The 12,373-nt window shown below is 49.9% G+C and carries 9 protein-coding genes; 5 read left to right on the forward strand and 4 right to left on the reverse strand.

Going from position 1 to position 12,373, the window contains the following annotated elements:
- Positions 1–68: 68 nt before the first annotated feature.
- On the forward strand, positions 69–1,211 hold the full coding sequence (locus H6G46_RS15845) for a response regulator (RefSeq protein ID WP_010873008.1): 1,143 nt from the start codon (positions 69–71) through the stop codon (positions 1,209–1,211).
- 142 nt (positions 1,212–1,353) lie between these two features.
- Positions 1,354–1,806: a BLUF domain-containing protein gene (locus H6G46_RS15850; protein WP_010873009.1), complete on the forward strand. Its 453-nt coding sequence runs from the start codon at positions 1,354–1,356 to the stop codon at positions 1,804–1,806.
- On the opposite strand, the gene pheT is transcribed toward H6G46_RS15850, so the two are convergent.
- Complete coding sequence (pheT, locus tag H6G46_RS15855) at positions 1,803–4,235, reverse strand: phenylalanine--tRNA ligase subunit beta (RefSeq protein ID WP_010873010.1); 2,433 nt, start codon at positions 4,233–4,235, stop codon at positions 1,803–1,805. The genes H6G46_RS15850 and pheT overlap by 4 nt on opposite strands.
- Positions 4,236–4,518: 283 nt before the next feature.
- Here pheT and H6G46_RS15860 point away from each other — a divergent pair, with 283 nt between their 5' ends.
- Positions 4,519–6,243, forward strand: a complete 1,725-nt coding sequence (locus H6G46_RS15860) for a serine/threonine-protein kinase (RefSeq protein ID WP_010873011.1) — start codon at positions 4,519–4,521, stop codon at positions 6,241–6,243.
- Positions 6,244–6,345: 102 nt separating this feature from the next.
- On the opposite strand, the gene H6G46_RS15865 is transcribed toward H6G46_RS15860, so the two are convergent.
- The 3 genes from H6G46_RS15865 to H6G46_RS15875 form a co-directional block, all read right to left on the reverse strand.
- Entirely contained in the window at positions 6,346–7,014 is a 669-nt protein-coding gene (locus H6G46_RS15865; protein WP_010873012.1) for a response regulator transcription factor, read from the reverse strand.
- Positions 7,015–7,115: 101 nt separating this feature from the next.
- Positions 7,116–10,220: a phosphoenolpyruvate carboxylase gene (ppc, locus tag H6G46_RS15870; protein WP_010873013.1), complete on the reverse strand. Its 3,105-nt coding sequence runs from the start codon at positions 10,218–10,220 to the stop codon at positions 7,116–7,118.
- Between the two features lie 245 nt (positions 10,221–10,465).
- Entirely contained in the window at positions 10,466–10,678 is a 213-nt protein-coding gene (locus tag H6G46_RS15875) for a hypothetical protein (protein ID WP_010873014.1), read from the reverse strand.
- 283 nt (positions 10,679–10,961) lie between these two features.
- Here H6G46_RS15875 and H6G46_RS15880 point away from each other — a divergent pair, with 283 nt between their 5' ends.
- The gene (locus tag H6G46_RS15880; RefSeq protein ID WP_010873015.1) at positions 10,962–11,420 is read left to right on the forward strand and encodes an NfeD family protein; all 459 of its coding nucleotides are present in this window, start codon (positions 10,962–10,964) and stop codon (positions 11,418–11,420) included.
- 8 nt (positions 11,421–11,428) lie between these two features.
- Positions 11,429–12,316 (forward strand): carboxylating nicotinate-nucleotide diphosphorylase, encoded by an 888-nt coding sequence (gene nadC, locus H6G46_RS15885; RefSeq protein ID WP_010873016.1) that lies wholly within the window; start codon positions 11,429–11,431, stop codon positions 12,314–12,316.
- The last annotated feature ends 57 nt before the right edge of the window (positions 12,317–12,373 follow it).

Genomic DNA, 12,373 nt, shown 5'->3' on the forward strand with positions numbered 1-12,373 from the left:
CAGCCAATTGCTCCGCTAATTAACTAAATCCAACCTTCTAAATTTCCATCCACTGTTCAAGCACCATAATGAGCAATTCAGTTTTGTCCACTTCTTCCCCAGGTAATATCCAAACTCGGCAGGCGATTCCGGCCCAACTCCTCTATTCCCTCGTCAACCAAAAAGCCAGCGGCAAACTTGTGGTACAAAACCCCTTTGACGAATTTGTTTATTGGCAAGTTTATTTGGGGGATGGTCGTATTCACTTGGCCAACAGCGCCAATGGTTGTTCCGAAAGACTTAATTATCTGATTGGTAGCACCCTTCGTCAGAAGGGCATTGAACTGCCATCAAGAATTGCTGACGATTATATTTTTCTTTCCGGGCTCTGGAAAAGGGATGTTTTTTCCTTTCAGCAAACCCGCTCGATTCTGACCCAAGCTAGCCAAGAAGCCTTAGTTCAGGTACTTTCCTTACCTAAAACATCCTATCGTTTTAATCAAGAAAAAGAACTGAGCGAACTATTTTTGAATTTAGAGTTAGAAAAAACTATTACCCCCATCAAACATAAAATTCGCTATTGGTGGGAATTGAGGTCCTATATTAACTCGCCTTTCCAGCGACCCCTAGTGGAAAACTGGCTTAGTCTGCGCCAAAATTTGGTGAAAAATAACCTCCATGGCCAACATTGGCTAAAACGCTTCCACACTTGCTTGGAAAATCTAAATTGCTTATATGAAATTGCCGGGCATTTGGAAATCAGTACTTTGGAGTTGGCATTAATGCTACAGCCCATGGTCAAGACTGGCGAAATCAAGATGCTGCCTTATCAAGAAATTCAAACGGATGACCGCCCTTTGGTGGCTTATGTTGACCATAGGGAAGTCCAGCAGCGCATGATGACCTATTCTTTGGAAAAAGAAGGCTATCGAGCCTTAGTACTGGATGATCCCTTTCGGGCTTTAACGGTGTTGTTGAATTCTCCCCCCAATCTGATTATCATAAATACTGACTTGCCGGACATGAACGGTTATCAACTCTGTTCGTTTTGCCGTAAGTCCAATCAACTTAAAGATGTGCCGATCCTACTATTGGGGAAAGGTGACAATTTGATCAGCGGTATTCGTATCAAACTTTGTCAAGCTTCTGGGTACTTAAGTGAGCCTTTTGTTCCAGAAGAATTACTCGATCGGGTGGCAAAACTCCTTCCCACCAATAAAACCAACTCCTGACGGCTTTTCTGCGTGATGAAAAGACAGTTTCAAAGGAGCGATTTCTGTTCCCAGGTACTGTTTTCCTTGATTCTAATCCAGATAGCAACCCACCATATTATTAATCCTAAAATTACAAAGTAGCTAAAAGCTACGCACAAAAATGAGTTTGTACCGTTTGATTTACAGCAGTCAGGGCATTCCCAATTTACAACCCCAGGATTTAAAAGATATCTTAGAATCTTCCCAAAGAAATAATCCGGCCAATGGCATTACCGGACTGCTCTGCTACAGCAAGCCGGCTTTTCTGCAGGTATTGGAAGGAGAGTGTGAACAGGTTAATGAAACCTACCACCGGATTGTGCAAGATGAACGCCACCACAGCCCCCAGATCATTGAGTGTATGCCGATCAGAAGAAGAAACTTCGAGGTTTGGTCTATGCAAGCGATCACGGTGAATGATTTGTCAACGGAACAGGTTAAGACTTTGGTATTGAAATATTCCGGCTTCACCACCCTACGGCCCAGTGCCATGGACCCGGAACAATGCCTAAACTTTTTGCTAGACATTGCCAAGATTTACGAGTTGTCCGATAACTTTTTCCTCGACCTCTAACTGCGTAAACTAACGGCAAATTGTTTGGTCAAAGCTTCACGAATTTGATTATGTAGGGGTTCCACATCGGCATCGGTGAGGGTTCGATCGCCGACCCGGTAGGCCAAACTAAAGGCGAGACTCCGTTGTCCGGCGGGGACGGATTGCCCCCGGTATTCATCAAATAGTTCCACCTGCTCGAGTAAATCGCCGCCCGCTTTAACCATGGCTTGGGTCAGTTCCGCCACGGTTAGTTCCAGGGGAGCATAGAGGGCTAAATCCCTGGCCACCGCTGGGTAAGGGGAATAAGGACGGAAATCGGGAGTACCCAGAATTTGGGTTTCCATGGCTTGGTATAGGGGGGTTAGGGTGATTTCAAAGGCGTAAACCTCATCAATCAGACCTTTTTCCCGGCGTAATTGGGGATGGAGTTGCCCAAAGCGTCCTAACACTGTTCCGTTACAGCTCAACAGGGCGGTGCGACCGGGATGGAGGCGGGGATCTTGGTGATCGCCGCTGTAGGTGACGGTTGCCCCCAAACGCTGAAAGATGGCCTCTAATAAACCTTTGGCATCGTACCAGCTCATGGGTTGGGGTTTACCACCCTGGGGCCAGGTGCCTTCGGTAATCTGGGATCCGCCGCAAATGCCCGCCAGGTGGTCCGCCTCACCGATGTCTCCTTCGTTCTGCCAAAAGACCCGACCCACTTCAAAGGCATTCAAAGCCCCATTATTTTGGGCCTGGTTGTTGGCAAAGGCGGTAATCAAACCATCGAGTAAATTGGTGCGGAGAGCGGAATATTCCGCAAAGAGGGGGTTAGCCAGCATCACTTCAGACCCGTGGGGTTTCACTAAGGAGTAATGAACTACCTCGGTTAAACCTACTCCTCGACAGGCTTCCCGTAGGGCTAACTCAGCTTGATAGGAGGGGGATAAACCACCGGCAATGGTATTGGAGGGTAACTGCTCACAGAAGTGGTCATAGCCGTACAGTCGGGCTACTTCCTCAATTAGGTCAATTTCCCGTTCAATATCCCGTTGACGGTAGGAGGGTACTGTCACAGCCCACACCGGAGTGTCACTGTCTGATTGTCGGGTTAATCCACAACCCAGATCGGTCAAAATTCTTTCCACATCTTCAGCGGTAATATTACCGATGCCGGTGGGGGTGTTTACTTTACCCAGCAATTGTTGCAAGCGTTCCAAACGCAGATTAATTATCGCTTCCCCTCGGTCTTGCCGCTGATCGGCTTTACCTTGGCGGACTACGGTGCCCCCGGCCAATTCCGTCATTAGGGCGATCGCCCGGTGCAAAGCGACTTCCAATTCACACCGGTTCACGCCCCGTTCATAGCGGGTGGAAGATTCACTGCGGAGATTAATGGCCTTACTGGATTTGCGGATGGTGACCCCATCAAATAGGGCGGTTTCCAGCACAATATTTTGGGTATTTTCATCCACCTCTGTAGCGGCTCCCCCCATCACCCCGGCGATCGCCACTGGTTGGTCGTTGGCAGTAACCAATAAATTTTGGGGTTGCAAAGTCCGTTCCTGGTCATCCAGGGTAATTAACTTTTCCCCTTCCTCAGCAAAGCGTACCCCCAGGGCAAACCCTTCTGGGCCAACTAGGGTTTGCAATTTATCCTGGTCAAAGCTGTGCAAGGGCTGACCCCATTCCAACAGCACGTAATTGGTCACGTCCACCACGTTGTTGATGGGCCTAGTTCCCGCCGCTAACAGTCTTTGTTGTAACCAATCCGGGGAAGGACCCACTTTGACTCCCCGTATTACTGTGCCCACATAGGTAGGACAAGCCTGGGGTTCCGTCACACTGATGGGCAAATCCTGGTCGGATACCGATACCGCTTTTATCTCCGGTAGGCTCAGCTTACCTCCAGTGAGGGCGGCCACTTCCCTGGCTACCCCCACCATACTGAGGGCATCGGCCCGGTTGGCGGTGGGGCTAATTTCTAGAATGACATCGTCTAAACCGAGTAGGGGCCCCACAGGACTACCCGAGGGCAAGTCCAAGTCTGGAAAAATATGAATACCTTCAGACTCCTTACTCAGACCCAATTCCGCTAGGGAACAAATCATGCCGGAAGATTTTACCCCCCTTAACTTGGCGGGTTTAATTTTTAGATCTACTTTGGGTAAGTAACTGCCCAGGGTGGCCACCGGTACCAAAATATCTGCCCTGACATTGGCAGCACCACAGACGATGGTAGAAGGCTCCTCTGTCCCAATATCCACCACGCAAACGCTTAATTTATCGGCATTGGGGTGTTTTTCCCGGGAAATTACTCGCCCCAGCACCACCCCCGCTGCCCAGCTCCGACGGTCTTCAATTTCTTCCACTTCCAAACCGGCGATCGTTAGCAATTCCCCAAGCTCTTCTGGAGACAAATTAAGTTCAACCAGGGATTGCAGCCAGTTGACAGAGATGCGCATGGGTTTCCTTTTCTACTGATTTGTATTAATGCTTGCTTAGTTTGCGATGGCGTCAGCGGCATCTATTGTATCGCTGAAGGCATTACCCCAGGCCACTCCGGGTCATGTTTACAACTTTCGGAACAAATTTATAGCTCTGGAAGCTCAATGAACCAAAGTTTCCCACTAACTAGCCTAAAATAGAGTGGCCTTCCCCATCCCATCAACCCTCGGAAAATTTAACGAATTTAATACAGCATAGGTTAATAGGTTAGTCTTACATCACACCATCTGGTGAACCGGAATGAGTTTTTGCGTTAATCCCAATTGTCCCCATCCGAAAAACCCCAATAATGTGCAGGTATGCCAGGCCTGTGGGAATAGTCTGCGCCTCAACGGCCGTTACCAAACCTTGGGTTTATTAGGAAAAGGGGGATTTGGGGCCACCTTTGCCGCAGCGGACGTGGCACTGCCGGGGACTCCCATTTGTGTGGTGAAGCAGTTACGGCCCCAAACCGATGATCCCAATGTGTTCCGTATGGCCAAGGAACTGTTTGAGCGGGAAGCCCAGACCCTGGGTCGGGTGGGCAATCATCCCCAAGTGCCCCGTTTACTGGATTATTTTGAGGACGATCACCAGTTTTATTTAGTGCAAGAGTATGTTAAGGGGCATAATTTGCACCAAGAAGTGAAAAAAAATGGCACTTTTACCGAGGGGAGTGTCAAGCAATTTTTAACAGAAATATTACCTATCCTTGACTATATCCATTCCCAAAAGGTTATTCATCGGGATATTAAGCCTGCCAACCTCATTAGGCGGCAAACAGACCAGAAATTAGTGCTGATCGATTTTGGCGCAGTGAAAAATCAAATTGATTCGGTCCTCTCTTCCAACACCTCTGCCCAAACGGCCTTAACGGCCTTTGCGGTGGGCACCGCCGGCTTTGCTCCCCCGGAACAGATGGCCATGCGGCCAGTTTACGCCAGTGATATTTATGCCACCGGGGTAACTTGTTTGTATTTACTAACTGGTAAGACCCCCAAGGAGATTGATTGCAATAGCCAAACCGGGGAGATGGACTGGGAAAAACATGTGACAGTTTCCAGCAAATTTGCTGAAGTGATCCGCAAAATGTTGGAACTTTCTGTGCGCCACCGTTACAAGAGTGCCCAACAGGTGCTGGATGCCCTGGAGATGCCCACCTATGAGGATGGCATGATGCAGGGCATGGTTTCTACCCCCTTTACTACCCTAACAGGAGCTGGGGACGAGCCGGCCACGGGTATCCGCATGGGGAATAGTTCTTCTCCAGACTATGGCGACCCATCCACCCGATTTAACACCAATGTCCAGCCCAGGGACCCTAGTTCCACTAGCCTGAATACTGGCATTAAAACCCGCACAGCTAAACCGAGGCAAAGTCCCAGGGATAGGGCTACCAGCAATATTGAGTCTCCGACCACCAGGGTACGTCCTGCCTCCAATATGGCGGATGGAGGCTCTGTTGGGGCAGGGGGGATTGACTACAACATGGTTAACCCAAAACCCTTTTCCCGTCGGGAAGAAGAAAAGCAGGCGATCGCCAACCAACCGGAGACTAAACGTTGGAATGGCAAAACTTTTTTGGCGGAGTATGCCCAGGGTAAAAGGGATTTTGCCGATCAGAATTTAGTGGGCATAGTGTTAGCTAAGGCGTTTGTGCCGGGGATTAATTGTTATCAGGCTAATCTGACCAATGCTAATTTTGAGCAAGCGGAGCTCACTAGGGCAGACTTTGGCAAGGCCCGCTTGAAAAATGTCATCTTCAAAGGGGCTAATTTGAGCGATGCCTACTTTGGCTATGCTGACCTGCGGGGGGCAGATCTACGGGGAGCAAATCTCAACGGTGTTAATTTTAAATACGCCAATCTCCAGGGGGCCAATTTCTCCGGGGCGGATTTGGGTTCAGCCAAAGTATCCCCAGAGCAGTTGAAGCTTGCTAAAACCAATTGGCGCACGGTTATGCCCGGTTCTGGTCGGCGGAGATAGGCTTAGGTCCAAAATCTCCACTGTTTCTGACCAAACCAAGCATTAGGGTAAAAACTCCCATTTCCCCTTGGGGCCAGAGCGTCACTAGCAGTGTCAGTAACCCTAATTAACTAATCCGGAGCGGATGGCCCTCACCGCCGCCTGGGTGCGGTCATTGGCGCAGAGCTTGTTGAGGATATTCCGTACATGGGTCTTAACTGTGCCCACGGTGATATAGAGTTTTTCCGCAATGTCGGCATTACTACAACCGTCCACAATCAACTGCAGAACCTCCAGCTCCCGTTCCGTCAACCCATAGGACAAAGAGGTGCGGCTGGGGGAAGATGGTTCCGATGGCTCCGCCCCTGGGGCATGGGCCAAAACTATTCTGGCGATCGCCGGATCAATCCAGGCAAAACCACCATGGGTGGCTTGAATCGCTTCAATTAACAATTCAGTGCGGCTATCTTTCATGCAATAGGCATCGGCTCCAGCACTGAAGGCGGCCAATACTGTTTCTTCTTGGTCATTGAGGGTCAAAATCACTACCCGACATTGGCAATTGAGCGGGCCTTTTTTCAACTGTTGGGTGACATCAATGCCGTTCATGTCGGGCAGGCCAATATCGATGATTACCACATCGGGCCGTGTTTGTTGCATCATCACCAATCCCAACCGGCCATTGGCGGCTTCCCCCACCCACTCAAAACTGGGTTCCATGGTCAAAGCATCCTGCAAACCTTGGCGAATCAAATCTTCATCTTCAATTAAGGCAATGCGAATTTTCTCCATGGTCAGGACATTGGCAATGGTATGGGATAATTTTTCGTCACAGTAAGCAGGGTCTAGGCAAGGGCAGGTCCTTACCCAATATTAGGCACCATATCACTGGATCAACCAGTATTACGCATTCCGGCCGCAATACCGTTAATGGTTAACAGAGCTCCCCGCAGTAGTTCTTCTTTGGAATAACGACGGTAACGCACGCCGCTGGTCTCCGCTTCCTGGGTTACTTGGCGTAAACGTTTCAGCAGGGAAATCTGCAGTAGCCCCAGGGGAACAATAGTACGATTTCGTAGGAGTACCGACCGTTGCAAAGAGCGATCGCCGTCCAGGAGGTGGGGATGGGCCGTAATTTCCATGGCAAAGTCCCTGGTTAATTGATACTCTTGCTTGATCTGCTGAAAAAGGCGATCGAATCGTTCCCGGTCTTCTGGCTTAGATAGCTCTTGCACATAGTGGGAAGCGATGGTGAGGTCCACCTTGGAAAGGGTCATTTCCACCTTCGAGATCACCATGTTGAAGAAAGGCCATTTGAAATAGAAGTAACGCAACAACTTCATATTTTTGACCGGGTCTTGGTCCACAAAGGATTTCAACGCCGTGCCCACCCCATACCAAGCCGGCAGCAGGAAACGGGTTTGGGTCCAACTGAACACCCAGGGAATGGCCCGCAAACTGCTGAGATCCGCTTTACCCCCCTTACGTCGGGCAGGGCGGGAACTAATCTGTAACTCGCTAATTTCAGGAATGGGGGTAACCGTCAGGAAGAAATCTAAAAAGTCCGGTTCTTCGTAAATCAAACTCCGGTAGGCTCGACGGGCAGTGCAGGCCAACTCCTCCATAATCCGGTTCCAGGGCTCAATGAAATCAAAACTACTTTTAAGTAAACTAGCTTGGATGACCGCCGTGGTTAAAGTTTCCAGGTTGTAGAGGGCCAACTCTGGCAGGGAATATTTAGAAGCTAACACTTCCCCTTGTTCGGTAATTTTGATCCGACCGTCCACGGTGCCTGCGGGCTGGGCCAAAATGGCTTTATAGGCCGGGCCGCCCCCCCGGCCAACAGATCCTCCTCGACCGTGGAACAGCCGGAGAATTACCCGATGGCTTTGGGCCACTGCCTGCAGTGATTTTTGGGCCTTATGAATTTCCCAGTTACTGCTCAAAAAGCCGGAGTCTTTATTGCTGTCGGAATAGCCCACCATAATTTCCTGGAGATTGCCGGGATTTAGTAGGGCTGTGGTGGTGGGAATTTGGTAATAATCCGGTGGCTGATTTTGCAACTCTTTTAAGGAATGGTAACTGCCCGCCAATGTAGCCCGGTAAAAAGGCAAGCTGAAAAGAGAATCCATAATCCCCGGAGCGTTTTTGAGATCTTCTACTGTTTCAAACAGGGGCACAATGCGGAGGGAATTGGAGGCGGTGGCCGGGTCATACAATCCGGCTTCCTTGGCTAACAGCAATACTTCCAACACATCACTGGCATCGTTGGTCATGCTGATGATGTAGGTTTGGCAAATATCCACCCCAAATTCCATTTGTAGATGGCGCAGGGTGCGGAGGGTTTCAATGGTTTCCCTAGTCCGCTCCGAAAAGGGCATTTCCTGGGGAATTAAAGGACGGCGGGTTTGCAGTTCTACCCCTAACCAGGCTAATTTATCTTCTTCGGCCATTTCTTCGTAGGGAGTGGTGAGTACCCCCATATACTCAGCAATTTCGGCGATCGCCTCGGCGTGGCGGGAAGATTCCTGGCGAAAATCCAACTGGGCTAGGTTAAAGCCATAGACTTCCAACTGGGTAATCAAATTTTCCAACTCCAGGCAGGTTAAACCAGTTTCGGTCAGATTACGCTGAATGAGTCTTAATTCCTCTAATAATTCTTCCCCAGTGCGATAGTGATTTTCGGCCGGCATGGTGATCATCGTTTGCCGTTCTTCTGGGTTGGCTAGACGATTATTACGCCGCAGGGTGTTTTCCAGCCGTTTGGTAACGTAGGCCAGCTTCATCCGATAGGGTTCCTGGCGATAGCGGAGAGAAAGTTCTTCGTAAATTTCCGGTAATTGAATGCGGTCCCGTTCCAAAGAGTCCAACAATTCCTGGGAGACTTTGCACCAATGGAGGGAAGGGCTAAGAATGGCCACCAGTTCCCCCAAACTAAACAAATATTTCCCCAGCACTAAACCCCGCTGGTAACAGGCCGTCTGCCAGGTCACTTCTGGGGTTACCGAAGGGTTGCCGTCCCGATCGCCACCGACCCAGGAGCCAAAATAACAAAAATTAGCCCGGGGGGCCCGCAGATGGGGAAAGGTTTCTTTAATAGCTTGTCCTAACCGTTTGGACAATTCCGGTACAGCGTCGAACAGTACTTCATCAAAATAATGGAGGGAATAGTCCACTTCGTCCAACACAGTGGGTTTGAACTGATGAAGTTCGTCGGTACGCCACCAAAAGCGAATTTCCTCCGTTAATTGGGCGATCGCCGTTTTTGCATCCCAGGTGTTGAGCCAGTCCCGACCGGTCACAGAACCCTGGAGTTGATCTAGTTTACGAAGAATGCGGTCCACCCTTCTTTGTTTGCGCCGGATGGTGTGACGGACAATTTCCGTGGGGTGAGCGGTGATCACCAGGCGAATGTCCAGATGATCCAATAAATTTTGGATATGTTGGGGGGGCACATTGAGGCGTTTTAGCTCCCTCATTAACCAATGGAACGTACCTACAGAAGCTTGCAATTCATTCTGGTCAATGCCCACTGGCAATGGTTCCGTTGACGCGCCTAATCGGGATGGGGGGACCATTTCTTCCTCATTGCCCGCCTGCTCATAGAAGTTGGTTTCCTGGGAAGCTTCCCAACGATTCCGTTGTTGCTCGTTTTGTTCGTAGTGCTGTTCAACGATGTTGATCAACTGGAAATATAGGGCAAAGGCCCGAGCCGCCCGGATGGCATCATTGAGTTCTAAATGCTCAATGCGCTGGGTAATACCCATGATGACTTCTTCGGAAATTTCGCTGGTGATCGCCTCATGGGTACCCTGAAGCCTTAATTCCGTCAGCAAATCCACCAATTCCTGGCCACATTCGCTTTGGAGCACCCTTTCCCACAATTCCTCCACCATCTTTAACCGCTGGTAAAGCACCGACTCTTCTTCAGAGTTGGAACCATTGCCATTACCAGACCAGTTAGTGGAAAGACCGAATGCAGGAACTGCCAAGTTCATGGGAACCTCTAGGACAAGATGGTGACGCTAACAACATCCAGAATGCGTTGCTACTGTACAAGATACTACGGGATTATCCCTACCTCACTCCGCATCCCAGGCTACAGCCAGCGATTTGTCGATGCCCCTCCCAGATTAGGGCAGAAAAAAACCCCTGGAGCAGGGGGAGGAAGAAGACAATGGACTAGGACACTAAAAGCCAAAATCACCGCAACCATAGATGAACAAAAACTAAATAGTGGCGTTTAGTAAGCTAAAGTTTCCAGGGTTTGACGAAGGTAGTGGCGCACTTGGGCGTCCAGCAGGGGAGGGGCCACAGTTTCTGTTTTGGACACCACAGCCTCGCCGTTATCATCCTGCCAGCATTTGAAACCGGAGCTATCGGCTATCGCCAATTTGAGACTGTTCCAGATGGCGGAATCAGAGTTAGAAGCAGATGCAAGGGTAGCAGTAGTCATATTTTTATATCTCGCAGTGGTGGTCAGGAAGCAACGAACGGGGTCCGACGTGACTTTGAGGTAACAGCTAAATACAGCCATTTTGTCGGCCTTAGCTCAACTACCTTCAGGTTAACCCAACTCCGGCGAGCTGGACTGTCAACTTAAGCACAATTGTAAAGAAAATTCAACAAACTTGCCATCACCGGGAATCAATGGACTGGGTTAGGATTGGGGAGAAGGGGAGCATTTCCCCCCTGGTTGCTAATTTTCCGGCTTTAACCGCAAGCCCAAGCTATTTCCTATGTCCCCTGTTTATCTCTGGATTGTAGCAGGCACCATACTCTGCCTTGTGGAAGTTATCTTCCCAGTGGATTTTGTGGCCGTTGTGATGGGATTAAGCGCTGTGGCTACCGCTGGAGTGGCCCTATTGGTCCCCGGCAGTTTTGCGCTCCAGTCCCTTTTTTGGTTGGGGTTATCGGTGTTGTCGATTATTTTACTGCGGCGTTTTCTGCCCCGGCCCAGCCGCAAAAGCATTCTCCAGGATGCAGTGGAAGGGCAATGTCTAACAGCTATTTTGCCCGGGGAAACCGGTCGGGTGCTCTATGAGGGCAACTCCTGGCGAGCGGAATGTCAGGATCCCGATGTGGCGATCGCCGTCAATGAAAAGGTTTATGTGGTGGGGCGCAGTGGCAATACGTTATTGGTTTATCCGGCCAATGCTCTCCAAGGGCGATCGGACATCCAACACCCCAATTTCTGATAAGAAGAGTGATGCGAATTTTGGTAACAAACCCAGCCCCCATGACCTGTTTACCCCCGTGGATAATTATTGATCCTTGGCTCCAGCAATGGTTGGCGGAGGATATTGGCCGGGGAGATTGGTCTACCCAGGGTCTCGGTTTACAGCATCGAGGCCAGGCCCGCTGGGTAGCAAAGGAAAATGGTGTGATAGCTGGATTACCCATGGCCGCCCGTATTTTTCAGCTTTTGGATCCCTCCATGGAATTCCAAGTCTTGGCTGGGGAAGGGCAAGCGGTGACTGCGAGCACGGTGGTGGCCACCATGGCAGGGAATTTAGGCAGTTTACTGACTGGGGAAAGGGTAGCTCTTAATTTGGTGATGGGTTTAAGCGGCATTGCCACCATGACCAGACAATACGTCCAGGCGATCGCCGACTATCCCACCCGCTTTGTCGATACGAGAAAAACCACCCCAGGGCTGCGGGTGTTGGAAAAATATGCCAGTCGTTTGGGGGGAGCCATGAACCATCGCCTTGGCCTGGATGATGCGGTAATGGTCAAGGATAATCATATTCAAGCGGCGGGAAGTATTACAAAAGCAGTGCAAACCCTACGGCAAAATTTGCCCTATCCCTTGGCCATTGAAGTGGAAACCAGCAATTTGGAGGAAGTACAGGAGGCGATCGCCACCCAGGTGGAAATTATTATGCTGGATAATATGGGCACCGACACCATGGCCACTGCCGTCAAATTAATCCGCCAAGCTAATCCCCTGATCCGCATTGAAGCTTCCGGCAACGTTACCCTGGCCAATCTAACGGCGATCGCCAGCACCGGGGTGGACTTTATCTCCAGCAGTGCCCCCATCACCCGTTCTCCCTGGTTAGACTTAAGTATGCAAATTGTACGAAATTGAACAAATCTGGCTAAATTTATGCCCAACCTCGGAAACTTAAACCGAAGTCGAGCCATC

Source organism: Synechocystis sp. FACHB-908, from assembly GCF_014698595.1.
In the GTDB taxonomy this organism is placed as follows: Bacteria; Cyanobacteriota; Cyanobacteriia; order Cyanobacteriales; family Microcystaceae; genus Synechocystis.

Excerpts from the sequence above, each read along its gene's own strand:
- H6G46_RS15845 (WP_010873008.1), top strand. The coding sequence starts at position 69 with ATGAGCAATTCAGTTTTGTCCACTTCTTCCCCAGGTAATATCCAAACT.
- H6G46_RS15850 (WP_010873009.1), top strand. The coding sequence starts at position 1,354 with ATGAGTTTGTACCGTTTGATTTACAGCAGTCAGGGCATTCCCAATTTA.
- pheT (WP_010873010.1), bottom strand. The coding sequence starts at position 4,235 with ATGCGCATCTCTGTCAACTGGCTGCAATCCCTGGTTGAACTTAATTTG.
- H6G46_RS15860 (WP_010873011.1), top strand. The coding sequence starts at position 4,519 with ATGAGTTTTTGCGTTAATCCCAATTGTCCCCATCCGAAAAACCCCAAT.
- H6G46_RS15865 (WP_010873012.1), bottom strand. The coding sequence starts at position 7,014 with ATGGAGAAAATTCGCATTGCCTTAATTGAAGATGAAGATTTGATTCGC.
- ppc (WP_010873013.1), bottom strand. The coding sequence starts at position 10,220 with ATGAACTTGGCAGTTCCTGCATTCGGTCTTTCCACTAACTGGTCTGGT.
- H6G46_RS15875 (WP_010873014.1), bottom strand. The coding sequence starts at position 10,678 with ATGACTACTGCTACCCTTGCATCTGCTTCTAACTCTGATTCCGCCATC.
- H6G46_RS15880 (WP_010873015.1), top strand. The coding sequence starts at position 10,962 with ATGTCCCCTGTTTATCTCTGGATTGTAGCAGGCACCATACTCTGCCTT.